The sequence below is a fragment of the Pseudomonas sp. 43A genome, assembly GCF_013363935.1.
GTDB classification, from domain to species: Bacteria; Pseudomonadota; Gammaproteobacteria; order Pseudomonadales; family Pseudomonadaceae; genus Aquipseudomonas; species Aquipseudomonas crudilactis.
Genome location: NZ_CP054880.1, coordinates 3,971,193 through 3,997,180 on the forward strand (window position 1 = coordinate 3,971,193; position 25,988 = coordinate 3,997,180).

General features: G+C 59.2%; 18 protein-coding genes. 2 read left to right on the plus strand and 16 right to left on the minus strand.

Annotated elements, in window-relative coordinates:
* Positions 1–14: 14 nt before the first annotated feature.
* The 13 genes from HUW52_RS17375 to HUW52_RS17435 form a co-directional block, all read right to left on the minus strand.
* Positions 15–3,092, minus strand: a complete 3,078-nt coding sequence (locus tag HUW52_RS17375; protein ID WP_175554382.1) for an autotransporter serine protease — start codon at positions 3,090–3,092, stop codon at positions 15–17.
* Positions 3,093–3,198: 106 nt separating this feature from the next.
* On the minus strand, positions 3,199–6,150 hold the full coding sequence (locus tag HUW52_RS17380; protein WP_175554383.1) for an autotransporter serine protease: 2,952 nt from the start codon (positions 6,148–6,150) through the stop codon (positions 3,199–3,201).
* 267 nt (positions 6,151–6,417) lie between these two features.
* Complete coding sequence (locus HUW52_RS17385; protein ID WP_175554384.1) at positions 6,418–7,788, minus strand: TolC family outer membrane protein; 1,371 nt, start codon at positions 7,786–7,788, stop codon at positions 6,418–6,420.
* A 2-nt stretch (positions 7,789–7,790) separates the two neighbouring features.
* Positions 7,791–9,140, minus strand: coding sequence for an HlyD family type I secretion periplasmic adaptor subunit (locus HUW52_RS17390; RefSeq protein ID WP_016986760.1), 1,350 nt, complete (start codon positions 9,138–9,140; stop codon positions 7,791–7,793).
* Complete coding sequence (locus HUW52_RS17395) at positions 9,137–10,912, minus strand: type I secretion system permease/ATPase (protein ID WP_016986759.1); 1,776 nt, start codon at positions 10,910–10,912, stop codon at positions 9,137–9,139. The genes HUW52_RS17390 and HUW52_RS17395 overlap by 4 nt, the downstream gene beginning before the upstream one ends.
* Before the next feature lie 208 nt (positions 10,913–11,120).
* On the minus strand, positions 11,121–11,543 hold the full coding sequence (locus tag HUW52_RS17400) for an AprI/Inh family metalloprotease inhibitor (protein ID WP_016986758.1): 423 nt from the start codon (positions 11,541–11,543) through the stop codon (positions 11,121–11,123).
* Between the two features lie 93 nt (positions 11,544–11,636).
* The gene (locus HUW52_RS17405; protein WP_016986757.1) at positions 11,637–13,082 is read right to left on the minus strand and encodes a serralysin family metalloprotease; all 1,446 of its coding nucleotides are present in this window, start codon (positions 13,080–13,082) and stop codon (positions 11,637–11,639) included.
* A gap of 465 nt (positions 13,083–13,547) precedes the next feature.
* Positions 13,548–14,006, minus strand: a complete 459-nt coding sequence (locus tag HUW52_RS17410; protein WP_175554385.1) for a hypothetical protein — start codon at positions 14,004–14,006, stop codon at positions 13,548–13,550.
* 312 nt (positions 14,007–14,318) lie between these two features.
* Positions 14,319–14,774, minus strand: coding sequence for a hypothetical protein (locus HUW52_RS17415; RefSeq protein ID WP_016984624.1), 456 nt, complete (start codon positions 14,772–14,774; stop codon positions 14,319–14,321).
* A 148-nt stretch (positions 14,775–14,922) separates the two neighbouring features.
* Positions 14,923–16,008 (minus strand): polyamine ABC transporter substrate-binding protein, encoded by a 1,086-nt coding sequence (locus tag HUW52_RS17420; RefSeq protein ID WP_175554386.1) that lies wholly within the window; start codon positions 16,006–16,008, stop codon positions 14,923–14,925.
* Positions 16,009–16,066: 58 nt separating this feature from the next.
* Positions 16,067–16,411: a cupin domain-containing protein gene (locus tag HUW52_RS17425; protein WP_016983059.1), complete on the minus strand. Its 345-nt coding sequence runs from the start codon at positions 16,409–16,411 to the stop codon at positions 16,067–16,069.
* Positions 16,412–16,441: 30 nt separating this feature from the next.
* On the minus strand, positions 16,442–17,848 hold the full coding sequence (locus tag HUW52_RS17430; protein WP_175554387.1) for an FAD-binding oxidoreductase: 1,407 nt from the start codon (positions 17,846–17,848) through the stop codon (positions 16,442–16,444).
* A gap of 52 nt (positions 17,849–17,900) precedes the next feature.
* On the minus strand, positions 17,901–18,716 hold the full coding sequence (locus HUW52_RS17435; protein WP_016983057.1) for an AraC family transcriptional regulator: 816 nt from the start codon (positions 18,714–18,716) through the stop codon (positions 17,901–17,903).
* Positions 18,717–18,979: 263 nt separating this feature from the next.
* On the opposite strand from HUW52_RS17435, the gene HUW52_RS17440 reads away from it, so the two are divergent.
* Positions 18,980–19,252 carry a DUF1652 domain-containing protein gene (locus HUW52_RS17440; protein WP_175554388.1) on the plus strand — a complete coding sequence of 91 codons (273 nt, stop codon included), beginning with the start codon at positions 18,980–18,982 and terminating at the stop codon, positions 19,250–19,252.
* 50 nt (positions 19,253–19,302) lie between these two features.
* Here the strand turns inward: HUW52_RS17440 and HUW52_RS17445 are convergent, their stop codons facing one another.
* Entirely contained in the window at positions 19,303–21,777 is a 2,475-nt protein-coding gene (locus HUW52_RS17445) for a UvrD-helicase domain-containing protein (protein WP_175554389.1), read from the minus strand.
* A gap of 277 nt (positions 21,778–22,054) precedes the next feature.
* Between HUW52_RS17445 and HUW52_RS17450 the strand changes: the two genes are divergently transcribed.
* Positions 22,055–22,750 carry a pirin family protein gene (locus HUW52_RS17450; RefSeq protein WP_016983054.1) on the plus strand — a complete coding sequence of 232 codons (696 nt, stop codon included), beginning with the start codon at positions 22,055–22,057 and terminating at the stop codon, positions 22,748–22,750.
* Between the two features lie 69 nt (positions 22,751–22,819).
* Here HUW52_RS17450 and pgm read toward each other — a convergent pair whose 3' ends face one another.
* Together pgm and HUW52_RS17460 are read right to left on the minus strand one after the other, a co-directional pair.
* A complete protein-coding gene (gene pgm, locus HUW52_RS17455; RefSeq protein WP_016983053.1) occupies positions 22,820–24,466 on the minus strand; it encodes a phosphoglucomutase (alpha-D-glucose-1,6-bisphosphate-dependent) in 1,647 nt (548 codons plus the stop codon).
* 105 nt (positions 24,467–24,571) lie between these two features.
* Positions 24,572–25,969 carry a PLP-dependent aminotransferase family protein gene (locus HUW52_RS17460; RefSeq protein ID WP_016983052.1) on the minus strand — a complete coding sequence of 466 codons (1,398 nt, stop codon included), beginning with the start codon at positions 25,967–25,969 and terminating at the stop codon, positions 24,572–24,574.
* Positions 25,970–25,988 lie beyond the last annotated feature (19 nt).

Below are 25,988 nucleotides of genomic sequence, written 5' to 3' on the forward strand. Positions count from 1 at the left end.
GCTGCCAGCACGCCTTAGAACTGCCAGTCGAGGGTCAGACCCACGCCGTGGTCCTTCTCGTTCGAGCCGATCAGGCCGTTGTAATCCAGGTTCACCCGCACATCGCGATTGAGCGCCAGACCCGCACGCACACCGACCACCGCCGCATCGCGATCCATCGACACGCTCTGCACGGTGAACGCGCTGTTGCCGTTGGCGAAGGCCAGATGGCTGTCGGCATCAACGTTGTTCAGGTTGTGCTGCCAGCCGAGGCTCGCACCCAGTTCCAGTTGCTGCTGATCCGACAAGGCGAACGAGCGCTTGGCGCGCACGCCGAGGGTCGACAGCACCACATCGCGATTGTCCTCTCCACCCTTCAACGCTGCCGCGTCACCTTTTTCGGTGAAGCTTTCAGTGTTTAGGTGCACGTAAGCCAGATTGGCGAACGGCTCCAGGTTCATCGGTTGCAGGCCCAGATCATAAGCGGCCTCGGTGAACACTTGAGTGGTTGCGGCATCGTGCTTGGTCTTTTGTTTACCACTGACGTCCCCGAACTGCAGGTCACGTTTGACGTCGACACGGTGCCAGCTATAGGCGCCGCCGACGGTCAGACGCAGCGCATCGATCTGATGCCCCAGGTACGCACCCAAGTGGTAGCTGTCGACCGACGCCGACGAATGCGTGCCGCTGCCCATGCTCAACGAGCTGTCGCTATAACCGGTAACGAAACCGAGACGGGTATCTTCAGCGATCAAGCCATCGACACCGGCCAGCAGTCCACCGATGGAGCTGTTGGAGTCGGCATTGTCATGCCCGCCATCGCTCTTGCCCCACGAACCCAAGACCTTGACCCAGGCGTTGCTGCGGTCGTCGGTCGGTGCGCCGGCATTGAACAGATCACGCTCACGCAGACGCTCGCCCACCGCTTCACGCAGGTAACGGCTGTCGTTGATCAGCATCGTGCCAATCGCCGGATGGATTTCGCCGGACAGTTGCTGGAAGGCTTGCTGCGCCGACGCCGCATTCGGCGACAGCAACAGGGTTTCGAACAACGCATTGCCGGCGCCCAGACGTTCCGCCGCCGCACCGACCGCACGCTGGTTCGGCGTCAGACCGACACTGGCGAACGAGGCCTCGTTACGCCCGACTGCCAACTGAATGCCAGTGGCCGAGTACGCCAGCGTGCCGCCGAGGAAGGCGTAATCCGGCAACACCTGACCGAAGCGCCCTTCGATGCCGCCCGCCGCTTGCAGGATGTTGTACTGAGTACCGAGCAGGCTTTGCACTTCGTTGGTGGTCAGCAGCGTCGGGCTGTTTTCCAGCGACATGCTCACCGTGGCGCCTTCAATCACGGCTTTGCCGGTAGCGATAATCTGATCGCTGCTGGTCGGCGACAGCTCTACGGCGTAGGTCGAACCCGGTGCAAAGGTCACGTCACCGGCCACGTTCAGGGTGCCGATGGAGTTACCCGGTGCGACCGTACCGCCGCTGTTCACCGACAGCGCGCCGATGTGGCCGTTGCCGCCGAGGATACCGCCGTCATTCACCGTCACCGCCGATTGCAGCGAACCGTTGATGGCCAAGCGGCCCTGATTGACCAGGGTCGGGCCGCTGTAAGTGTTGTTGCCGGTCAGCACCAGCGTGCCGATACCTTGCTTGGTCAAACCGCCGTGGCCGGAGATGTCGTTGCGCCAGGTGTCGAGGCCGCAGGTGATGTCGGTGCACACGCGTTCGGTCGGTTTGCCCTGATCGATGATCGCGCCGATGCCCGGCAGATCCGCGACAAACTGGCCGGAGCCGTACGCGCCGTCGATGCGGAATTCCGCCGGAATGTCCTGCTCGGTGACGAACATCGACGGGCCGTCGATGCCTTTGCGCAGGTTGATCATGCCCCAGCCGTACAAGGCGTCGATGCCCGGCGCGCCGAGGTCGGTGGCCGTGGTGCGCAAGACCGTGGCGACCTGATCACCGGTCATGTACGGGAAGCGCTCCATCAGCACGGCCATGGAGCCGGCGACATGCGGCGCGGCCATCGAAGTGCCGTTGTAATTCTTGTAGCCGGTGGTCAGGTTGTCGGCGTTGGTGCCTTCGATGATCGCGCTGAAGATCTTCGTGCCCGGTGCCGAGACGCAGAAACTCGCGGTGTAGCCGCAGCGCGAAGAGAACGTACTCATGATGTACGGGTTGGCGCTGGCCAGGTCCGGGTTCTTCTGCAACGCGGCGACGGTGATCCAGTTCGGCGCGATGTCCGGAACGAAATAGCCGAGACCGGCGATGGCATCCGGGTTATTGAGGTTGTAGTCGTTGCCAGCGGCGAAGATTGTCACGATGCCGCTGCGCGCGGCGGCAATTGCGCCGTCATAGGCGCCGCCGGGTTTGGTGCCGAGCAGTGTGCGGATCTCGTTGAACTGCACTTGCGCGTCATTGACGGTGAAGTGCGGGTACGCCGGATCGCGGCCGCCGAGGTCGAAACGGTCAGTGATGCCGATGCCCCAACTGTTGTTGATGATCCGCGCGCCGCTGGCGATCAGGGCATCCCAACCGGCCTTGTACACCGCGCCGTCGTTACCGCGAACGATGCCGTCTTCCGGGCCCGGGTCGCCGTTGTCGGCGCTGATGATCTGCGCGCCGAACGCCACGCCGTGCATCGGCCCACCGTCACGACTGCCGGCGGCGATGCCACCAACGTGGGTGCCGTGGGCGCCGAGTTTGCCATCGGAGCCGACCGAGGGCGAACCGTCATAGCGGAATGCATCGCCGGCTTTGACCGGGATGTACGGGTCGGTGTATTCGCGGATCCCGCTGGTGACCAGGGTGACGACTTTATTGCTGCCGGAGAACTCCGGGTGCGCGGCATACACCGGCTGATCAAAGATCCCCAGTTTCACGCCTTTGCCGGTGTAACCGGCGGCGTAAGCGTGATCGGCACCGATCGCGCCCAGGCCCCAATCGGCCTGAAACTCGGTACTGCGCCAACTCGATGGATCGCCCGTGCGACCGCTCTCCACGTAGGGCGCGGCATGGGCTGTACCGATGGCACAGAGCACGGCGAGCGTGAGGGTTTTCAGGGCAAAGCGGCCTCCCGTTTGCGCGGGGGTATTGTTGTTATTCATCCAGCGACCTTCCTTAGTGATGTTGCGAAAAATCCTGATCGTTCCTGATCGTTGATCGTTCCCACGCTCCGCGTGGGAACGATCACCAGAAGCCGGGTTATCTTGCTTAGAACTGCCAGTTCAGGCTCAGGCCAACGCCATGAAGCTTTTCGCGACTGGCCAGTTGTCCGTTGTAATCCAGGTTGACCCGTACATCGCGGCTCAGCGCTAGGCTGGCCTGCACACCAACCAGCGCCGCATCGCGTACCAGCGCCGAACTCTCCACCGCATACGGTGTGCCGCCACTGGCGAAGCGCAGATGCTGTTCGGAATCGATGTCGCTCAGGCTGTGCTGCCAGCCGAGGTGGCCACTGACGTCGAGTGATTGCGCAGGCGAAAGATTGAAGGTCTTGATCGCCCGCACACCGAGGGTGCTCAGCACCGCGTCACGTTGATCGCCGGAGCTCTTCAACGCGGCAGCGTCGCCCTTCTCGGTCAAACCTTCGGTGTCCAGATGCACGTAGGCGAGGTTGGCGAACGGCTCCAGCGCCAATGGTTGCAGGTGCAAGCGATAAGCCGCCTCGCCGAACACTTGCGTGGTCGCCGCGTCGACCTTGGCTTTCTGTTTGGCACTGACGTCGCCGTATTGCAGATCGCGTTTCACATCGGCGCGATGCCAGCTGTAGGCAGCGCCGGTGCTCAAGCGCCAGGCGCCGACCTCACGGCCGGCGTACGCGCCGAGGTGATAGCTGTCGACCTTGGCCGAGGAATGCGTGCCCGAACCCATACTCAGCGAACTGTCGCTGTAACCGGTGACCAGACCGATACGGGTCTGCTCGTCCAGCGCGCCGTCGACACCTGCCAGCAGTCCGCCAATCGAAGTGTTGTAGCCCGCCGTGTCGTGACTCGAATCGGTCGTGCCCCATGCCCCGAGAGCCTTGATCCAGCCGTTGCTTTGCGCAGCAGTTGTGTCGTGCAGACGATCGCCCACCGCATCGCGCAACTGGCGGCTGTCGTTGATCAGCATCGAACTCAACGCCGGGTAGATCTCGCCGCTCAACTGCTGGAAGGCCTGTTGCGCCGAAGCGGCTGTTGGCGAGAGCAACAGGCTTTCATACACCGCGTTCCCGGCGCCCAGACCTTCGACCGCAGCCGCCACCGAGCGCTGATTCGGCGTTTGACCGACGCTGCCGAACGTTGTCGCATTACGCTCGACATTGAGCTGGATACCGTTGGCGGCATAGTCGAGGCTGCCGCCGATAAACAGGTAATTCGGCAGCACGGCACCGAACTGGCCCTGAACCCCACCGGCCGCCTGCAGGATGTCGTACTGGCGACCCAGCAGGCTTTGCGCTTCGGTGGTGCTGAGCAGCGTCGGGCTGTTTTCCAGCGACAGGCTGACGGTGGCGCCGCTGACGCTGGCCGTGCCGCCAGCAACGATGCGGTCACTGCTGGTTGGCGACAGCTCGACGGCGTAAGTCGAACCGGGCGCGAAGGTCACGTCACCGGCAACGTTCAAAGTACCGATGGAGTTGCCAGGCGCCACGCGAGCACCGCTGTTGGCGGTCAACGCACCGATCCGACCGGAACCACCGAGGCTGCCGCTATCGTTCACCGTTACGGCGGAAGTCAGCGAACCGTTGACCGTGAGCAAACCGCCATTGACCGTGGTCGCACCGCGATAAGTATTGTCGCCGCTGAGGATCAACTGACCGCCGCCGGATTTGATCAGGCTGCCTTGATACACCCGGCTCGCCGCTGCCGCATCACGGGCAGTGCCGACCGCGTAATCGGTCTGATCCTGTTGGCTGGCGCCCGCAGCAACTCCATTCAGCCAGCCCTTGTCTTGCAGGGTTTGCTGCCAGGCTGTGTGCTCGGCGAGGTCTTCGCTTTGGCGTTGAATCAGCGCCTTGTCAGAGATGTCATTGCTCCAGACATCGCGTTGCCCTGCCCCCAGGCTGGCATCAAACGCACCGAGCAATTGCCCGGGCCCGCGCATCGCCCGGTTCAGATTGGCCACGCCCCAACCGACCCGTTCGGTCGGCGCATCGGTGACCGAGCCATCCAGTTGCGTTGCGGTGGTCAGCAACACTTCAAGTGCCTGCTGATTGTTCATGTACGGGTAGCGTTCCATCACCAGCGCCAGTGCGCCGGTCGCATGCGGCGCCGACATCGAGGTGCCGGACTTGATCGCGTAACCGCCACCGGGAATGGTGCTGTCGATCTTCGCCCCCGGCGTGGTGATGCACCAGTATTTGGCGAGACCGCACTGGTTGTACTTCTGCTGATTGCTCTGATCGAGGCCCGACACTGCCAGCCAGTGACCTTCAAGGTCCGGCTGAAAGTACGGCAGCGCTGAACGCACACTGGCATTCGGATAGCCGCTGTTGCCGGCGCTGAACACGTTGATCACACCGCGTCGGGAAACATCCGCAGCAGCATCGAGCCAGGTGCCTTTGTTCCAGTGCTGGGCGTACGCGGCGTGCAGATCGGCCAGTGTGCGATAGCTGACAACCGGCGGCTGGCTGCCCCAGCTGTTGTTGATTGCGCGTACGCCGGCATCGGCGAGCGCGTCATACACCGCTTTGAAATAGCGCGGATCGGGGTTGGGGCCGAACAGAAAACTGTCGTTCTTGTTGGTGTTGCCGACGTAGAGTTGCGCGTTGTACGCCACGCCATGCATGCCGCTGCCATCGCGCGAGGCGCCCATGGTGCCGACGACGTGAGTGCCGTGGGAGTCGTTGTTGGGATTGAGGGTGCCATCGACGTTGAACAGAGAGCCGTCGATGTAGCTGCCGCTGGCCGTGACCGGGTGATAACGATCGCTGGCGAATTCCGGGTGAGCGGCATCGAAACCGGAGTCGAGCGCGCCGATTTTCACGCCTTGGCCGGTGATGCCGGCGGCGTAGGCTTGCTCGGCCTGCATGCGGCTCAGGCCCCAGTCGCGGAGGAATTCAGCGCTGCGCCAACTGGCAGGATCGCCGGGTTTGCCGGCTTCGAGGTATTGGGCCTGCGCCTGGGTTGCAGAAATCACAAGCAGCAGGGTGCCGACCGAAATCGGCTTGATGCGTACGTCCATGTTCACCACTCACTTTTATTGTTTTATGCAGGTTCTTTTGCGGTGTTGCCTGTTCCCTCACCCCAGCCCTCTCCCCCAGGAGAGGGAGCTGACCGCGGGGTCTTGCGTCATGCACCGACCTGGAAAACCGGGTCGATTGTGGATTCGGTAGAGCACATCCTCGCCAAGGCAAACGGAGCTAATCGATCTTGGATTCAGTGACGCTCGTTCAAGTCGGTGTACTTCTAAAACATCCCCGGATCGGTGCCCTCTCCCTCTGGGAGAGGGTTAGGGCGAGGGCTGTTTAGCGACCACAAAAGCCTCATCCACCCGCGCCAGATCCTGCTCGTTCAAGGTCCCGGCGTAGTAATGCAACTTGGTCCAGGCCATCAGATAGTCGTACCGCGCCTGCGCCAGATCGCGGCGTGTGGTGAACAGCTGCTGCTCGGCGTTCAACGCGTCGAGATTGGTCCGCTCACCACCAAGAATGCTCTGCTTGGTCGACACTACCAGCGCTTCCGCCGAGCTCAGCGCTTTCTGATAAGCGCGCAGTTTGCTCACCCCGGACAAACAGGCGCTGAACTGCCGACGCAGTTCGATCAGCGTTTCACGCGTCTTGCCATCGAGCTCGTACTCAGCCTGTTCCATGGTGCGGCTGGCCTGACGCGTCGAGGCCGACACCCCGCCACCGGCATACAACGGCACGCTGACTTCAAAACCGATGGTGTTGGTTTCGTAGCGCTGGTTGTAGGTGTTGCCGCTTTCCGATTCGTTCTGGCGCATCGACGCGTAAGCACTGACTTTCGGCAAATGCCCGGCGCGATTGCGTTCCACTTCATACCGCGCAACTTCCACGGCCTGACGCTGCGAGGCCAGATTCGGGTTATTGCTCACCGCCATTTCATGCCAGGTATCGTAATTGGCAGGCATCAGCGCGAAAGTCTGGAAGTTTTGAGCCAGCGGCGCCAGATCACCAATGTCTACCGCCGGCGTGCCGACCAGTGCGCCGAGTTCGCGCAGCGCGGCATCCTGCTCGTTACGCGCCTCGATCTCTTCGGCAGTCGCCAGCTCATAGCGCGATTCGGCTTCAAGAATGTCGGTACGCGTGCCCTCGCCCTGCTTGAACATGTGTTCGTTCTGCTGGAACTGCTGCTCGTACGCCTTCTTCTTCGCCTGCGCGATGTCGATCTGATCCTGCGCGAACAGTGCCTTGGTGTAGTTATCCAGCACGCGAACCAACAACTCCTGACTCTTGCCGCGAAAGTTCTCGTCAGCGAACAACGACTGCGCGACACCTTTGCGATACGCCGCGTAAGCCTCGTAATCGAGCAGCGGTTGCTGCAACGTCAGCGCCGAGCCGTAACTGCTGTAATTGCGGTCGTCAGTACGGTTGCGCGCGCGCTCGTCGAGGGAGGTGGCTTTCGACGAGTTGCGACCCTTGTTGTAGGTGTAACCGATGCGTGGCAACAGCCCGGCACGGCCAATGGCGCGGTTTTCCAAACCAGCGTCGCGCTCCTTTATCGCCCCGAGGAACACCGGGTCATTGCGCAACGCCTGTTCGTAGATCTCGAACGGCCCCATGGCCGCTACTGCTGAGTGACTCGCGAGCAGCATCATTGCCGCTGCGAGCATGGAAAGCTTATTCATACAGCCGAACATCCTTATTCCTCGGTCAACGCGGAGCCGGCCCGGTCAAGCAGCGGTTTGAACAGATAGTTGAGCAGGGAACGCTCGCCCGTACGCACGAACATTTCTGCTGGCATACCGGGCTTGATCACCAAGCCGTTGAGTTTTTCCATGGCCTGATCGCTGACGCTGCTGCGCAGGACGTAGTACGGCACACCGGTTTTCTCGTCGACCATCTGGTCGGCGGAAATCAGGCTGACTTCACCCGGTACACGTGGAGTTTTGCTCTGGTTGAACGCGGTAAACAGGATGTCAACCGGCAAATGTGCGCCGACCTTGTCGATCAGGTTGATCGGCAAGTGCCCTTCCACTTCCAGCGTGGTGCCTTGCGGAACGATCTCCAGCAAGGTTTCGCCTTGGCGCACCACCGCGCCCTCGGTGTGCACGCCGAGGTTGACCGCCACGCCGTCGGCGGTGGCGATGATTTCGCTGTGTTGCAGGTCGAAACCGGCCGAAGTCAGTTGCTCCGACAGGGTCACGCTTTTCAGTTGCGCTTCGGCCAGTTGCGTGCGGACTTCCTTCTGGTATTCCTCGGCGTGCTGTTGCAGCTTCAGGCGCGACTCGAGGATGCCCTGCTCCACGCGACCGCTTTCACCGGTGTTTTCCGCCAGTTGCTGCTGCACTTGCGATAGTTGCCGCTGGTACTCCATCAAGCGGTTGCGCGGGATGTAGCCGTTGTCGGCGAGCGGCTGCAGATTGCTCAACTGTTGTTGCAGCGAGTCGGCCTGAGCATTGAGATCAGTGCGGGCGCGGCGCATGCCGGCCAGTTGCGCGGTGGCGCCTTCAATGCTCGCACGTAGTCCGGCCTGCTCGCGGTAGTACGCCTCGCGGCGGCTGCTGAACAGTTGGCGCTGGCCTTCCAGCACCAGTGCCAGACGCGGATCCGGGTCATTGCTCAGTTCGGCGGGAAAGGTCACTTGCTTGAGGTTGTCGCGCTCGGCCTGCCAGCGCGCGAGGCTGGCCCAAGCCATCCGGTACTGCGCTTGCAGCGACTGCACGTCAGCGGCGACTTGCGTCTGATCGAGGCGGAACAGCGGCTGGCCCTGCTTCACGATCTCGCCTTCGCGCACCAGAATCCGGCTGACTACGCCGCTGCTCATCGACTGCACGGCTTTGCGCTTGCCCGAGACCACGACCGTGCCTTGCACCGGAATGCCTTGATCCAGCGGCGCCAGGGCCGCCCAGGTGAAGAAACTGCCGGCGCCAACGATCGCCAGAATCCAGCCCATACGTGCGAAGAACTTCGCATCGCGCTCCGGGCGTTCGGTGATGTAGGCGTGTTCCATGCTCGCTTCGTTTTCAGTGTTCATGCTTGCGCTGCTCATACACCCGAATTCCTTGTCGAGGGCTGATACTGACGGCTCATGCTGAGCCCGCCCGGTGCCTGTGCAGGTTTTTCCCGTTGTTGTTCTTGCTGGCCGGAGAGCGCCTTGAGCACGTCCTGACTCGGGCCGAAGGCTTGCAAACGTCCTTCATTGAGGACCAGCAGTTTGTCGGCCTGGGCCAACACCGAAGAACGGTGCGTCACCAGCACCACCGTGGTGCCTTGCGCTTTAAGCGCGGCGATGGCGCTGGCCAATGCGGCTTCGCCGACGGTGTCGAGGTTGGAGTTCGGTTCATCCAGCACCACCAGGCTCGGTGTGCCGTACATTGAACGCGCCAATGCCACGCGCTGCTTCTGGCCGCCGGACAAACCGCTGCCATCCTCGCCCAGTTGCGTGTCGTAGCCTTGCGGCAGACGCAGAATCATTTCGTGCACGCCGGCCTGTTGCGCCGCCGCCACGACTTTCTGCGGATCGGCCTCGCTGAAACGGGCGATGTTCTCGGCGATGCTGCCACTGAACAGTTCGATGTCTTGCGGCAGGTAGCCGATGTACGGGCCAAGGTCATCGCGGTTCCAGCGATGAATGTCCGCGCCATCAAGGCGCACAGTGCCGCCGAGGGTCGGCCAGACACCGACCAGCACCCGAGCGAGGGTCGACTTGCCGGAACCGGAAGCCCCGAGCACGCCGAGCACTTCGCCGGCATTCAGATTGAAGTTGACCATCTGCAGGGTCGCCGCACGTTGCCCCGGTGGACCGGCGCTGACTTGTTCGAAGGTGATCTGGCCTTTCGGCGCCGGCAGCGCCATAGCGTCGTCACTCGGCGGGAACGCTTGCAGCAATGCATCGAGACGGCGGTAAGCCAGCTTCGCCCCGCTCCACTGCTTCCACACCGCAATCAACTGGTCGATCGGACTGAGCACGCGGCCCATCAGGATCGAACCGGCGATCATCATCCCGGCGGTCATGTCGCCCTTGATCACCAGCAATGCGCCCAGGCCCAAGACCAACGATTGCAGGCACAGGCGCAGGGTTTTACTCAGCGAGCTGATCACCGCACCGGTGTCACTGGCCTGATTTTGCAGACCGAGGAAGCGCGAGTGCACCTGAAACCAGCGTTTGCGCAGGGAACCGAGCATGCCCATCGCCTGAATGGTTTCGGCGTTGTGTAAATGGCTGGTAGCCAGCTGGCTGGACTTCTGCGAATAACCGGCGGCTTCGCCCAGCGGCTTTTTGGTCATGTACTCGTTGAGGCAGGCCAGGCCGATCAGCAGCAGCGCGCCGGCCGTGGCGAGTACGCCGAGCCAGACGTTGAACAGGTAAATCACGAACAGATAGACCGGGAACCACGGCGCATCGAAAAACGCGAACAGCGCTGGGCCGGTGACGAATTGGCGAATGTGCGTCAGATCGCCCAGCGATTGGCCGGCGTTACCCTCGCCCTTGAACAGGTTGCGCTCAAACGCGGCTTGGTAAACCCGCAGGTTGAAGCGGCGTTCCAACTGACTGCCGATGCGGATCACGATAAAGCTGCGCACCACTTCCAGCAGGCCGATAAAGGCGAAGAAGCCGACCACCATCAGCGACAGCATCGCCAGGGTTGTCTCGTTCTGCGAAGACAGCACCCGGTCATAGACCTGCAGCATATAGATGGAGGGCACCAGCATCAGCACGTTAATCAGCGCGGTAAAGCAGCCGACGCTGATCAGGATACTTTTATAGTCACCCAATGCCTTGAATAAAGGCGCGGTGGCTGGGGCCTTCGCCATCTTCATTGATTATTCCTGGAAAATATTTCCCGCCATTCATTGGCGAGAGTCGAATTAATTAACCGCACAACGTCGGAACTTGATTTTTTGTCTACCGCTTACACTTTCATAACAACTCAAGCAATTAAATGCGGCGCAGTTGCCACTCAGTGTTACTTATAACCATAGCGTGGCGCTTTATATTAAAACTTTGTCGCCGTCTGGATAGTCAAGACTATTGCGCTGCGCGTTCAAGCGTAATCACCAGACCTGACTTCAAAGTGGTCAGATAAAGCCCGTCACGTTGTCGGCTGAAGAACTGGATTCTTGAGCCTTCCTTGCCGGTAATAGACAGGCCGTCCGGATCGGGAAACCAACCGATCGGGGCTTGTTCAATCCAGGCGCCGAGACAGTCGGCACCTTTACCCAGGGTTTTGTTCGCCTGCAATTCGATGACGCAAGTGTTCGAAGGCTTGTCCTGCTGCTTTTGCGCTTTCGGATCAGCATCCCGATCGGACAACGTCGCCTGCCACTGTCCGGCCAACACCGAGGGTTCTTCAAGTCTGAGGCTGCTTGCCATACCGTTTTCTCCTGAAATCATGATGAGCGCCGCCGAAAGCCACGCCATTGCCTTGTAGGTAAACGCTTTACAGATCATGGGAATATTCGCTCCGGCGTGTAGCCTTGCTTACCGACCAGCACGATGCAAGCAAAGAAAGCGGCGCATCACACGCCGCTTTCCACTGCTACATCACGCCACGATGTCGCTGGTCGCTGCCTGGCCAACGGTGCTGACCTGGAAATCAGCCACGCCGTGCCCGGAGAAGTCCACCGACAGCAGGCTGTTGCCACCCGACGACGTCAGGATCGCGTCACCGGCGGAACCGGTGAAGCTGCTGACGAAGTGCAGGCCGGCGCCGTTGGTAATACCGGTCAGGTCGATTTTGTCCAGACCGCTGACGAAATCGAGGATCTGATCGATGGCACCTGGCTTGGAGTCCGAGCTGGCCGCAAACACAAAAGTGTCCGAACCGGCGCCGCCCCACAGCTTGTCGGCACCGCCAGCCCCGTAGAGGATGTCGTTGCCGGCGCCGCCCTTGAGCTCGTTGGCCACGCTGTTGCCGATCAGCAGATCGTTACCCGAGCCACCAATGGCGTTCTCGATGATCGCGCCCTTGGCGATGGACACGTTACCCACCAGACCGCCAACATCGGAGAACGAGGCGTCATTGAGGTTGATCTTCTGGTTCTGAGTGAAGCCCGAGAAGTCCAGAGTGTCCTTGCCGCCCGCGTCCCACACCGAGAACACCACTTTGTCACTCGACGACGAAGCGCTGAGGAAATCGCGGCCGGCGTTGGAGTTGAAGCCGTAGGTGGTGTCACCGGTACGGGTGCTGGTGTTGGCACCGTAGAGTTTCTGGATAGCAGCGATATCGTCCATCAGCGGGCCGGACGAATACGCTTCGACACCACCCTTGCTGAAGTTCTGATTGGTGTTGCTTTCGCTCCAGTAGCTCATGACGCTGTAGCCGCGGGTGTCTTGCCCGTAGGAAGCGTCGTTGTAGGTCGGGTTGCCATTACCGGCATTGTAGTCGCCAGGGTGAGCCAGCCCCAGGCTGTGGCCGATTTCGTGAGTCAGGGTCTGACGACCGTAGTTGTTCAGATCCGGATTCTTGTTCTGCGTGTAGCCACTGTTGATCAGGTACCACGAGGTACCGTCATAGCCGGCGCCGGTGCCTGGCAGATAAGCGAACGCTGCAGCGCCATCCTGGCCACCGCTGTAGTTACCGAAGGTCATGTGGCCGTCACCGCCCGAGGCTTTCTCGGTGAAGGTCACGTTGGCCACGTCAGCCCAGGATTGCATGGCGAGCTTGGCCTGGGCTTGTTGTTGTGCACTGAACTGACTGAACCCGCTGATCCCGTGCTTGTTCATCGTGCTGGACGATGCCGAAGTCAGGAACGTGTAGGTGAGTTCGATCTTGCCGCTGCCGTCCTTGTCCTGGTAGGCAGCACCGTCGCGCAGCAACTGGGTTGCGGCCTGATCGACGGAGTAGGAGGGTTTGCCATTGACCGTGAGGTTGCCGCCACGGTCGTACTGATGGCTGAAGCTATTGATCTGGTTATACGCCGAGCTGAAGGCAGACAGCTGAAAAGCCTGTTCAGCGGTATCAATAGCATTCGCTTTAACTTTCGACATAAACACACTTCCTTGTTTAGCAATGGAACAGTTTTTGTCCGATAGGACTCTCTCTGGCGAGATCGTCCTATCACTCGCCCAATGAAGGCGTAAGAAACCTGACACAATTTGAAATCTGCCGTAAAGGATTTTTTTGAGATCAAATCGGGCTGTTTCGCAAAACTGCCGTAAACAAAGCGTGCGGGGATGAAAGAATGTTTTAGTTGCGCTGCTTTCGCCTAATTGTCTGACGATTTTCTATTTAAATATTAAATATGAGTAAGTTGTTTTTTGTTAGCCGCGTCTCACTTCCCTGCACTTTGTTAGTGCGTGCCAGTGAATTGATATCAATCCGTTAACCTGCCATCGAGAGACAAATACGGGAGCGAGCTTGCTCGCGAATCGCCGTGCCATCAGCACCTCGCTGACTGAGCAGACGTTTTCACGAGCAGGCTCGCTCCCACTTTTTTCGTTCGGACAAATCGATCAGGTCGCCCGGATGTTGTAAATCACATCAACAGCGTATTGATTGGCATCAATGGTGACCGTTTCGAACTTGAGCGACCCATTGATACGATCATCTGCTTGCCTCTGAATTTTCACCAACCCTGATTCAGCGCTGAAGAGAACGTCCGGAGAACCATATTTGATGTAGCCCAGAAAGAGAATTTTCGGATCACCCACCTCGAACTCGCCATCCGGTTGCAAAGCGAGAGAAAGCTGCAAACCTATGGAGACCTGTTCACCTGGCGCTTCCGGATCGTTCACGACGCCATGAAAGCGCAATGTGCCCAGCTGTGTGTCGCGCCAGATCCACGGATCCTTGAAGTCATGAACCTTTCCCGTCTTCAGGTTCTTCACCGTCCCCTTGATCGTGCCTGAAGCCTCCCCTTTTTGGCCTTCATGGCTATCGGGTAATTCAGAAAAAATTTTGGGATCAGACATTTTCCTTTCCTTTTTCCTTTTTCGAAGACCAAGGCGACCTTCGTTCTTTCATTAGAGCGGAAAATGATCTCGCTGAAACCTGTCATAAATGACAGGTATAAAAACCGACTTTGTTATTCCAGTATCTTCAAGACCAAGCTGGCCAGGCAGAGAGCCCGGCCCTGATGATCAACTCCCCGTGCGTATCTTGTTCCACACCCGCGTGCGAATCCGGTCAATGTTCAACGGCATCGCCTCCAGCGCGCCTCATCTCGAACCGTAAGCGGTACGATATCCACGGCGAGGGGACCAGGGTGCCGCGTACCGAAAAGGCTACCCCATAATGCTGAACTTCAGATTCAACTCGTATTTTCGCTCCCACTTTCCCAATGTTATGGCTTTTAGATCCCCTTCAAGATGCCTGACGCTGACAAAATTCTTAAGATCCAGTACGCCGGACTCTACTGTGTAAAACGCCTCTGAAGGCCACCTCGCGTATACCGCATGAGCGAAGCCGGCACTGCCCAGTTCATATGATCCGGTGGCCGGCTCAGCCACATCGAAGTGAATTTGCAGGCTGTATTGCCCTCCACTTTCCTCAGGGTCGGGACCTGCCAAATAGACACCCCAAGGTGTTGCATAGTCTCTAGCGATAAAGGTGGCCGTTAGATCGTATGTTTTTCCAGATACCAGGTTTTTGACAGTTCCCGACACCGTCCCCGTGCTTCCTTGCTCAGCATTTTCTGGAGGCCGTTTGGCTTTGAGCGTGGCGGTTCGATCCTGTGCCATTTGAGAGCTCCTACGTCAGCGGTATGTATATGCAACGCCCATCGTTGCACCTCAAATTAGGCACTCATATTCAGGATCCTGAACCTGTCAAAGCTGACAGTCCTAGAGACTCTTTTGTTATAGACCTGTGATTTCCTTATTGCGAAATTCAGCTCCCCGTGCGGATCTTGTTCCACACCCGCGTACGAATCCGGTCAATGTTCAACGGCATCGCCTCCAGCGCAAACAGCTTGCCCATCATCTCCGGGCTTGGATAAACCTTGGTGTCATTCTTGATCGCCGGGTCGATCAGGCTGTCCGCCTGCTCATTGCCATTGGCGTAGTGCACGTAGTTGCTGATACCGGCCATCACGTCCGGGCGCAGCAGATAGTTCATGAACGCGTAACCGGCCTTCTCATCCGGGGCGTCCGCCGGCATGGCGACCATGTCGAACCAGATCGCCGCGCCTTCCTTGGGAATGGCGTAGCCGATATCGACACCGTTTTTCGCTTCTTTGGCACGGTTTTCGGCCTGCAGGATGTCGCCAGAGAAACCGACGGCTACGCAGATGTCGCCGTTGGCCAGGTCACTGGTGTATTTCGAGGAGTGGAAGTAGCTGACGTACGGCCGCACTTTCAGCAACAGCGCTTCGGCTTTTTTATAGTCCTCGGGATTTTTGCTGTGGTGTGGCAGGCCCAGGTAGTTGAGCGCCGCCGGCAGCAATTCCGGGCCGTTGTCGAGGATCGCCACGCCGCACTTCTGCAGCTTTTCCATGTATTCGGGCTTGAAGATCAAGTCCCAGGAATCCACCGGCGCGTTGTCGCCCAGCACTTCTTTGACCTTGGCGATGTTGTAGCCGATGCCCGTGCTGCCCCACAGGTAGGGGAAGCCGTGTTCGTTGTTCGGGTCATTGGTCTGCAGGGCCTTGAGCAGCACCGGGTTGAGATTCTTCCAGTTCGGCAACTGGCTCTTGTCGAGCTTTTTCAGCGCCCCGCCCTGAATCTGCCGGGCCATGAAGTGGTTGGACGGAAACACCACGTCGTAACCGGATTTGCCGGTCATCAACTTGCCGTCGAGGGTTTCATTGCTGTCGTAGACGTCATAGGTGACACCCACGCCCGTCTCTTTCTCGAAGTTCTTGGTGGTGTCCGGCGCGATGTAGTCGGACCAGTTGTAAACCTTGACCGTTTCCGCTGCCTGAGCAAGGGAAACAGCGAGCATCAGCGGTGCCAGAGCGAGGGTCTTGCGGATCATGGATCGATTCCTGTGTGGGTTTTCTTTTTTGTTGGCAGGCAATCAAAGGATCAAACAATCAGAAAATCAGCACGTAGCTCTTGCGCACGGTTTCCTGGATGTCCCAGACACCGAGCGTGTTGGCCGGCAACATCAGTGCGTCGCCACCTTGTATGTGCAGGGTTTCGCCGCCACCGTCGGGGGTGAACGTGCAGCGCCCGGAAATGAAGTGGCAGAACTCCTGCGCGGTGATCTGCCGACGCCAGCGCCCGGGCGTGCATTCCCAGACGCCGGTTTCGACGCCGTCGTCGCGCTCGACGCTGGTGGTCGAGGCAATCGCGATCGGTTCGCCGAGGGGCACGGCGACCGGGCTGGATTCGTCGAGCTGCAGGGTTGCGGTGTTTTTAAACTGGGTAATGCTCATGAGTTGACCTGTCTTTTAAATAAACGGCTTTTAGTGCATGAAACCTTCCATGAAACCCGCGACCTGGCTGGCGAGCTTGCGCCGCCATGGCGCGGTTGCCGGGTTGGCCAGGGTCTGGTCTTCGTGGACGAAGCTTTTGATGATCGCGTTGTAGCCGAGCCAACGGCACGGCTCCGGTTCCCACGCACGCAGCGCATGAATGCCGCCGTCCGGCAGCACCCACGGCTGGCGAACCAGTTCCGTATCGCGCTCAAGAATCAGATCCGCCAAGGTGCGGCCGCCGAGATTGCTCGCGCCGACGCCCTCCCCGCCATAACCGCCGGACAGCGCGATGCCGTTGGCGCGATCGCAAAGCATGTGCGGTTTGAAGTGCCGCGACATGCCGAGGTTGCCGCCCCAGGCGTGGGTGATCTGCACGTTTTTCAGTTGCGGGAACAGTTCGCCGAACAAATAGCGGCGCAGTTCGACCTCATCGCGGGTCAGATCGAAGTTGTGGCGCAATTTGCCGGCGAACTGATAACCGCCACGGGCGCCGAAGATCAGCCGGTTGTCGGCGCTGCGCTGGCCGTAAGTCACTTGGCGGCTGAATTCGCTGAACGCTTGTCCACGGCTGAGGCCGATTTCGTCCCAGGTCGCGGCAGACAACGGTTCGGTGGCGACAATCAGGCTTTGCACCGGCAGCTGATAGCGGCCCAACGGCGGCAGAGTCACCGAATACCCTTCAACGGCCGGCACGATCCAGCGACTGCGCACGCTGGCTTTTGCGGTGCGCAAACTACCCGCCTGCCAGTGTATGGCCGGGCTGTTTTCGTAGATCTTCACGCCCATGTTCTGCACGGTGCGCGCGAGGCCCCGCACCAGTTTCGCCGGATGGATGGTCGCCACGTGCGGCGCGTAAATCCCGCCGTACGGTTTAGCCACGCGGATCTGCTGCGCCAGTTGTTCGGGACTGAGCCAGCGGTAGTCGTCGTCGGTAAGGCCTTGGGCGTGCAGTTTGCCCAGGTATTCGCGCAGGGAGGCTTCCTGCTCTGGATAGCGCGCCGCGCAGTACAGCACGCCGCCCTTGCGGTAATCGCAGTCGATACCTTCGCGTTCGAGGACGACCTCCACTTCATCGGGAATGCTGTGCAGCAGATCGAAGGAAGCACGACGCTGTTCTGGCGACAGCCCGGCCAGCAAGCGATCCTCGCCGAGCAGGTTGCCCATCAGCCAGCCGCCATTGCGACCGGACGCACCGAAACCGGCGGTCTGGGCTTCGACAATCGCAATGTCGAGGCCCGGCGCCAGTTTCTTCAGGTAGTACGCGGTCCACAGCCCGGTGTAGCCCGCGCCGATGATCGCCACGTCGACATCCAGATCCCGCTCAAGCTCGGGCCGCGCGGTCAGCGGCTCATCGAGTTGATCCATCCACAAACTGATAGTGCGCCACGCCGGCATGCAAGACTCCGCCACTGAAATGCTTCGATGGCGTCGATCCTAGTGGCTGTGCTCAGTTGATGTCTTGCGCGCGTGCCCGCAAAGAAATTTGTTTGGCGTAAGCCTTGGGCGACTGACCGGTGTGCTGGCGGAAACAGCTGTAGAACGCCGACAACGAATTGAAACCCGCGGCAAAGGCCAGCTCATCGATGCGCAGCGGTGCTGTGGCGTTATCCAGCGAGCGCAGCAGATGTTGCAGGCGCGCCTGATTGACGTAGCGATAGAAGCTTTGCCCGAGGACCTGATTGAGCAGATAGGAAATCTGATTGCGGCTGTACCCGCACTCCTTCGCCACCCGCTGCAAGTCGAGTTCGGGATCGAGGTACGGCTGCTGTTTTTCGAAATACTGCTGCAGGTCTTCAGCCATAAAACTCAACTGGCGCGGCGACAGGCCCAGGCGGCTGACTGCCGGGCGCTGACTTGACGAGGCCGTGCCAGCAGTTTGCGTGCGCACCAGCGAGGCATATTCGTTGACGCGCCAGATCAGCCCGTCCTTGACCGTGATCGCTTCGCTTGAGCGAAACGACACCAGCCCGTCACCGCCGCGCAAGGTCACTTCGTATTGAATGAACGCCGTGCTGCCGTCGACGCGAATGCGGTCGCAATGCTCAAGCAGTTCGTCGGATTCACGCGGCATACTGACACGCACGTACTCACGTAACTCCTCGAGACCGAGCACGCGGTTCTGAAAGAAATCGTTGTACTGAATGTCCGGGTGATAAAGCGCCATGACGCTGTCGAGGTCACGGTGCTTCCAGCTCAGGTGATAGCGCATGACCGTGGCCGCCGTGGCTTGGGTCTGTTCCGGGCCGTCGTCGTCGGCGTGCATAGGGAGCTCGGCGAAAAAGAATCGAGCTTGCCCAAGTTCACCACAGGCTTCAATGACTAATCCGTAGTGGCCTTTTGGCGAAGATTGCGTAGGCCGTGACTTACATCAAAAAATGCGAAGCAATCGCAAAAAGAACTGAAAAATCTCACAGGAATTTCACACCGGGATGCTACTTTTAATGTCAGTCACCGGTTGAGCCAATGAAGGCTCTTCCCACCTAACATGAGCAAACGGAAGCGCTCGATGAAGAAGGCGGGCAACACATGAATAAAGGGTCAAGCAAAGTCACGTTCCCCAACGCATGCCAGTTGATGCGTTGGCATTTTCATCCGATGGGGTTTGAAGCAACGATGGACGCGCCGGGCAGTATGATCGCCCGACTATTCGATCGTGCCAGCGGCGAAACCATGATCGCCATCGCTGGCATCCCGTGCGCGACGGTGATGAATGCAGCGGATGTCGAACGAATCATCGAGGCTGTGGAGGACGAGCTGGAAGCATTCGTACCTCCGGAGTCTTTCAGGAATTACGCATAAACTTATGATTCAAAACGAAAAAGCCCACAGCAATGTGGGCTTTTTTTTGCTTAAGCGGTTTGTTTGGCAATGCGGTGATCAACGAAGAACGGCTTGCCCTTCGCCACCCGGTCCGATGCCCGGGGCATGTTCACCGCTTGCGCTTCCTGCGGTTCGACGTACCAGTAGCAATGGCTGACCGCACGGGTGATGCCGACATAGGCCAAGCGCAGGATCTCATCCTTTTGCGCCGTGTCATACGGCTCGCTGTCGCCAGACTTACCCAATCCGGCCATGCGGTAGACCTGATTTTTATACGGCGAACTGGTCAGGTGCTGACAGTCACCGAGCAGAAATACGGCGTCGGCCTGCAAGCCTTTGGCGCTGTGGTAGGTCAGTTGCTTCAGGCGTCGCGCTTCGTACGGCAAGCTCGAATCCACATTAACTACAGACTGAATATGTTCTTCAATCAATAACTTATCGCTGCTTTTTCGATACAGCATCAAGATTGAATGACCCTGACGATAGTGTTCGGCGAGGCGCTGCCCCAAGGCCTGATCATCGCGCTCCAGTACGTTGACCGGCTGCAATGGCTTGGGCGCGCCGCTAGCCTTGGCTTTTTTGCCGGGGATCGCCGGCGCCGCGCGGACGATGTGCTCAGCGGCATCAATGATGTGTTGATGGCTGCGGTAATTGTCACTGAGCATCACACGCGTGGTGCTCGGCGACGGGAACTCCTTGTCGAACGCCATAAAATAACTTGGCGAACTCCCGCGCCAGCCGTAAATCGACTGCCAGTCATCACCGACGCACAGCAAAGATGAACGCTGCGCGCCCCGCCCGACGTGCATGGCCGGGCCTCGGCTGCGTATTTCGCTGAGGCTCGCGCGTATCCACGAAACGATCTGCGGCGATACATCCTGAAACTCATCGATCATCAGGTGTGCCAGCGGCCGGAGCAACTCATCGCTCAACAGCTTGAGGTTTTCCGGCGAGTGCTCGCTGAACAGCGCGAACATGCGGTTGTAGGTCATGATCGGCGGTTTCTGATCCAGCAGATGATCTTCAAATGCCCGCCAGAACAGACTCAGAGCCTCAAAGAAGAAACGGTCAGAATCGTCTTTGGCGAAACTCATGCGAGCGACCGCGTCAGGCACGTCCAGGCCGAGGTTCTCGATGAAACCTGCTGCGGCGACAAAACAGTCGAGCAACGGCGCCGATGCCAACTCGCCTTTGACCTTGTAATCGAAGCCCGGCCCGGCACTGGCATCGCCTGCCAGCGTTGCCAGAACACGTTTCGATGACTCGTAACTATCAATCCAAATCAATGGCTTACGACAGAAAGCTTGAAACAGGGTGCGCTTTACCGCCCACTCTGCGCGCACACTGAGTTTGGCGTTTGGCCGGCTGACCTGCGGATTTTCCCGTGGATCGAAACCGAGTATCACCCAGGCATCCAGGCTCGGAATGTAGCCATGGCAATGAAATTTTGCGCCGTTGATATCGAAACTCTGCCGGTTCGGCTCTATACCCTTGATCGGCCAGGCGCCCGCGCGGAACCACAGATCTTCAATGGCATCGCACAGTTCTTCATCGCGCTGGGCGGCCAACTGCGTCACCGCTACACGCTTTTGCACGTCCGGGTGATCACGCTCCAGCTCCTTGAGCTGTAAACCGGCCCGTGACAGCGGCTGAATCAACTGGCGGAAGCGCTCGTCCTCGTTGAACAAGCGGTGATAGCAGGCGTTGAGTTGCTGACGCTGCGCATCGTTAATGCGCAGGTCGAACGGGTTACTGTCGACCTCTTCGTCGGCACCTTGCGCTCGATGGCTGAGGTTTTCAAAGGCCTGCAAGCGCTCAAATCCCGGCAAGCTTCGCACCATCGGCAGAATGCGCGAGTGGAAGGTACGCACCAGTTCGCGCGCCTGGCGCAGATTCAGCGCCTGGCCCCAGAGCGCGAACAGCTCAATCAGCTTATTAATGAAATCCTTGCGCGACTCGCGGGTGAAGGTCACCACGGTCATCGAATCCAGCTCAAAACCCAGATAGTGATTAAGCAACAGAATACGCAGTACCAGTGTGGTCGACTTCCCCGCACCCGCGCCGGCAACTACTGAAGTCGACGGGGTTTCGCTGAAAATCATCTTCCATTGCGCGGCGCTTGGCTGAGCATGCTCAGGCAACAAGCGAGCGACATCGGCCTTCATGCGTTTTTTCAGTTCGGCCGTCAGCGGCAGGCGCCAATCGTCGAACAGATGATCATCAACGCTCGGCGGGCGGTGCTCAGTGTTGCGGCTGTCACGGATCAGCAGCACCTGACGACCTTCTTCCAGCCCCTCAAGCTTGCCTTCCTTAAAGCCATATTCAACGCCAGCGGTGTGGCCGCTGCGAAAACCATCGGCCTGACCGTGCAACCACGATGCACGGTGTTGCGCGCGCAAACGGGTCAAACCATGGCCGAAGAAGCGTGCAGCCAGGCGTTTGAACCATGGCATCTCGGCCAAGGGGCGAAGTTCGGGAGGAAGATCGGGAGTGTGTTGCGCCACGCTGACGGGCTCCAGTGTGTGAGGCTGTGGCGGCTATGGTGTCTGTATTTGCCGCTCAGTTCTAGCGAAATGCTTACAGGTCATTGGTTTAGGCGATGAACTGAAGGTGAGATGAGACACTTTCCAGCTTTTTTCTTATCTGGAATTTCGATCATAACGCCGCACTTTTTACGCTTTTTATCGATTATTAACTGATAGATGATGGCCGTCATAAACCACCGGTGTCGCGTCGGGTGCGCCCTTCACACCTCGCGTCGAACCTTTTGAGGAGACGATCATGCTTGAACTCAGACCTTTCAGCTCGCTGGGCGGCGCCCATCACGGCTGGTTGGATGCCCATCATCACTTTTCGTTCGCCGAATATTACGACCCGCAGCGTATGAGCTGGGGCAACCTGCGGGTGTGGAACGATGACGTGATCGCGGCGGGCACCGGCTTCCCGCAGCACCCGCACCGCGACATGGAAATCATCACCTATGTCCGGGAAGGCGCGATTACTCACCAGGACAATCTGGGCAACAAGGGCCGCACCGAGGCTGGCGACGTCCAGGTAATGAGCGCCGGCACCGGCATTGCTCACAGCGAATACAACCTGGAAGCGAAAGACACCAAGATCTTCCAGATCTGGATTCTGCCGACGGAAACCGGCGCCCCGCCATCATGGGGTGCCAAACCTTTCCCGCAAGGCCAGCGTGAAGGCTTTGTCACCCTGGCCAGCGGCAAGGATGGTGATGACCAGAGCCTGCGGATTCGCGCTGATGCGCGATTGGTCGCGGCCAATCTCAAGGCTGGGGAAACTGCGGAGTATCATCTGGATGAAGGCCGTCGTGCGTACCTGGTGCCGGCCACCGGCGCGATTGAAGTCAACGGCTTGCGCGCACAAGCTCGAGACGGTGTCGCGATAGCGCATGAGCAAGTGCTGAGCGTCACGGCCATTGAGGACAGTGAAATCGTCTTGGTGGATTTGGCCTAATCGCCTGACGCGCAGACAAAAAAAGGGGCAACCATCACGGTTGCCCCTTTTTTCATGCGCTTGCGAGCATCACTTGCTGGAGATAGCGCCATCCACCAGCGTCTGCGCTTCAACGACCAATTGCTTGAGGTGGTCGTCACTGATGAAGCTTTCAGCGTAGATCTTGTAGATGTCTTCGGTGCCCGACGGACGCGCGGCAAACCAACCGTTTTCAGTCATCACTTTCAGACCACCAATCGCCTGATCGTTGCCCGGCGCATGGCTGAGAATGCTCTGAATTTTCTCACCGGCCAGTTCGGTCGAGGTGACCTGCTCAGGTGACAACTTGCTCAGCAGTGCTTTCTGCTCAGGGTTGGCCTTGGCGTCGACGCGTACCGAGAATGGTTCGCCCAGCTCATCGGTCAATGCCTTGTAGGCCTGGCTTGGATCGCGACCAGTGCGTGCGGTCATTTCAGCGGCGAGCAGCGCCGGGATCAGACCATCCTTATCGGTGCTCCACACGCCACCGTCCTTGCGCAGGAACGATGCACCCGCGCTCTCTTCGCCACCGAAACCCAACGAGCCATCGAACAAGCCGTCGGCGAACCACTTGAAACCGACCGGAACTTCGTACAAACGACGCCCCAGACGCTTGGCCACGCGATCGATCAGACCGCTGCTGACCACGGTTTTACCCACGCCAGCGTCCGCGCGCCATTGTGGGCGGTTCTGGAACAGGTAATCGATCGACACTGCCAGATAGTTGTTCGGCGCGAGCAAACCACCGGACGGTGTCACGATGCCGTGGCGGTCGTGATCGGGGTCGCAGGCGAAAGCGACATCGAAGCGCTCTTTCAGGCCGATCAGCCCCTGCATCGCGTGGCTCGACGACGGGTCCATACGAATCTGGCCATCCCAGTCGACGGTCATGAAACGGAAGGTCGAATCGACCTCCTTGTTCACCACGTCCAGGTCCAGACGGTAATGCTCGGCAATCGCCGACCAGTAGCGCACCCCTGCTCCACCCAGCGGATCAACGCCCAGACGCAGTTTGGCGTCACGAATGGCGTCGAAGTCGATCACGTTGATCAGGTCGGCGACGTAGGTGTTCAGGTAATCGTGGCGATGCGTCGTGCTGGCCTTGAGCGCTTGCTCGTAGCTGACGCGTTTAACCCCTGCCAGCTTATTGGCCAGCAGTTCGTTGGCCTTGGCCTCGATCCACTTGGTGATGTGGGTGTCAGCCGGGCCGCCGTTGGTTGGGTTGTATTTGTAGCCACCGCTTTGCGGCGGGTTGTGCGACGGCGTGATGACAACGCCATCGGCCAGCCCCGAGGTGCGGCCACGGTTGTAGCAGAGAATGGCGTGGGAAATGGCCGGTGTCGGCGTGTATTCATCACCTTCGGCGATCATCACGGTCACACCGTTGGCCGCCAATACTTCCAGCGCGCTGGCTCCCGCCGGGGTCGACAGTGCGTGTGTGTCGATGCCGACAAACAGCGGTCCGGTAATCCCTTGGGCTTCACGGTACAGACAGATCGCCTGACTGATGGCCAGAACGTGCCATTCATTGAAACTCAAGTCGAAGGAACTGCCCCGATGCCCGGAAGTACCGAACGCCACACGCTGGGTGGAAATGGACGCGTCAGGCTGACCGGTGTAATAAGCCGTTACCAGTCGCGGGATATCGACCAACAATTCTGCCGGTGCCGGTTTGCCCGCAAAAGGACTGAGAGTCATGCAAAACCTCTGAAATAGAGTGGTTCAGGAATAGAGCGCAGTTTACTGGCAGTTTGACCGCAGTGCGATGGGATCTATCCGCAGCACTTCCGATGTTTTTTAACGTTAGTCTGACGGCGCCAGACGCAACGCTTCGCCCAGCAGCCCGGCGACGTTGACCAAGTCATGGTCACCATTGAACAGCGGGCTCAAACGCAAATGGTGCGCGTGCAGCCCTTGCAGACTGAACAACTCCCCGGGCGCAATAATGATCTGTTGCTTGAGCAGACGATGAAACACGTACCCCATATCCACCGGGCGTAGTGAACGCGCCCAGATCGTTGCCCCTCCCTGCGGCTCGACAATCTGCAATACATCACCCAGACGCTCGCGCAGTAGCTGAATCAGGGGCGTGCGGCGCTCCTTGAGCATACGTCTGAGTACGGACAAATGCTGATCCAGGCGACCGCCAGCCAATAACCTGGCAATTGCCTTCTGGCGAATAGGTGACAAACGAAATGCCCGCAGCAGAAAGTGGCGCAGCAGCTCACTTCGCCAATGGTGTGACAGGACAAAACCAAAAGGAGCCTCCGCTCCGATGAATTTCTCGAACGTGGAAAATACCAACAAACGATCAGGGTCCAGCCAGTCGCGCAAGCGATCGGTGCTGACTGCTTCGTCAAGTTCGCTATAGCAGTCGTTTTCCAGCACCCAGGTGCCATGACACCCGAGCAAATGTGCAACCGTTTGCCGATTGGCCTGAGACAGCAGGCTACCGTGAGGCATGCTCAATACCGACGACAGAAGAATCAGTCGCACCGGCTCGTTTTTAAGCAAAGACTCCAGCCGTTGTGGATCGATCACTCCCCCATCCAGTAGCGGCAGCTCGATTAACCGCACCCCGGCAGTTTCCAGCAGACGCAGGATTATCCAATCACAGGGCGATTCAACCACTACCGTGGCGCCGCGCAACTCAAGCACAGAGATGAGTATCTCCAGCACACCGCGTAGATCGGCACCGACATAGACATCGTCCGCATGCCAGCAATTTGTCGTTGACGAGGTGTAGCGTGCCGCAAGCACTGTGCGCAGTTCCAGATCACCGCAAGGTTGCAACAACAATTGGGGCTGGCGGGGATATTGCCGTAACAGTTCCCGCTCAAGCATCAACAGCGGACTGTCCAGCGGTTGCAACGTCGCCGGATCGTCGGTGCTCAACACACACATGCCCGGGCGGCGGGCGTTGACGTAGACCGTCTCAAGCAAATCATTGCCACTACCGGGCAACTCCATCGTGGGTAGCGCCTGCGCGTAATACCCGGACTTGGCAATCGAATAGACCCTGTTTTCCTTTTCCAGCAGAGCATAGGCGTACTGGACGGTCGAGATGGACACATTCAGTCGGTCAGCCAACTGCCGCAACGAAGGCAGGCGCACCGCCGAGCTGCTCCCCGCTTCGTCGATCAGTTGCGTCAGGTAGCGGTAAACCGCCTGATAAACGAAGTCGGTTTCCTGAGCCTTCACGAGCCCGCAGCCATTGGCT

What these genes read in the sequence shown, in the direction of transcription:
- HUW52_RS17375 (WP_175554382.1), bottom strand. Translation starts at nt 3,092, where the DNA reads ATGAATAACAACAATACCCCCGCGCAAACGGGAGGCCGCTTTGCCCTG.
- HUW52_RS17380 (WP_175554383.1), bottom strand. Translation starts at nt 6,150, where the DNA reads ATGGACGTACGCATCAAGCCGATTTCGGTCGGCACCCTGCTGCTTGTG.
- HUW52_RS17385 (WP_175554384.1), bottom strand. Translation starts at nt 7,788, where the DNA reads ATGTTCGGCTGTATGAATAAGCTTTCCATGCTCGCAGCGGCAATGATG.
- HUW52_RS17390 (WP_016986760.1), bottom strand. Translation starts at nt 9,140, where the DNA reads ATGAGCAGCGCAAGCATGAACACTGAAAACGAAGCGAGCATGGAACAC.
- HUW52_RS17395 (WP_016986759.1), bottom strand. Translation starts at nt 10,912, where the DNA reads ATGAAGATGGCGAAGGCCCCAGCCACCGCGCCTTTATTCAAGGCATTG.
- HUW52_RS17400 (WP_016986758.1), bottom strand. Translation starts at nt 11,543, where the DNA reads ATGATCTGTAAAGCGTTTACCTACAAGGCAATGGCGTGGCTTTCGGCG.
- HUW52_RS17405 (WP_016986757.1), bottom strand. Translation starts at nt 13,082, where the DNA reads ATGTCGAAAGTTAAAGCGAATGCTATTGATACCGCTGAACAGGCTTTT.
- HUW52_RS17410 (WP_175554385.1), bottom strand. Translation starts at nt 14,006, where the DNA reads ATGTCTGATCCCAAAATTTTTTCTGAATTACCCGATAGCCATGAAGGC.
- HUW52_RS17415 (WP_016984624.1), bottom strand. Translation starts at nt 14,774, where the DNA reads ATGGCACAGGATCGAACCGCCACGCTCAAAGCCAAACGGCCTCCAGAA.
- HUW52_RS17420 (WP_175554386.1), bottom strand. Translation starts at nt 16,008, where the DNA reads ATGATCCGCAAGACCCTCGCTCTGGCACCGCTGATGCTCGCTGTTTCC.
- HUW52_RS17425 (WP_016983059.1), bottom strand. Translation starts at nt 16,411, where the DNA reads ATGAGCATTACCCAGTTTAAAAACACCGCAACCCTGCAGCTCGACGAA.
- HUW52_RS17430 (WP_175554387.1), bottom strand. Translation starts at nt 17,848, where the DNA reads ATGCCGGCGTGGCGCACTATCAGTTTGTGGATGGATCAACTCGATGAG.
- HUW52_RS17435 (WP_016983057.1), bottom strand. Translation starts at nt 18,716, where the DNA reads ATGCACGCCGACGACGACGGCCCGGAACAGACCCAAGCCACGGCGGCC.
- HUW52_RS17440 (WP_175554388.1), top strand. Translation starts at nt 18,980, where the DNA reads ATGAATAAAGGGTCAAGCAAAGTCACGTTCCCCAACGCATGCCAGTTG.
- HUW52_RS17450 (WP_016983054.1), top strand. Translation starts at nt 22,055, where the DNA reads ATGCTTGAACTCAGACCTTTCAGCTCGCTGGGCGGCGCCCATCACGGC.
- pgm (WP_016983053.1), bottom strand. Translation starts at nt 24,466, where the DNA reads ATGACTCTCAGTCCTTTTGCGGGCAAACCGGCACCGGCAGAATTGTTG.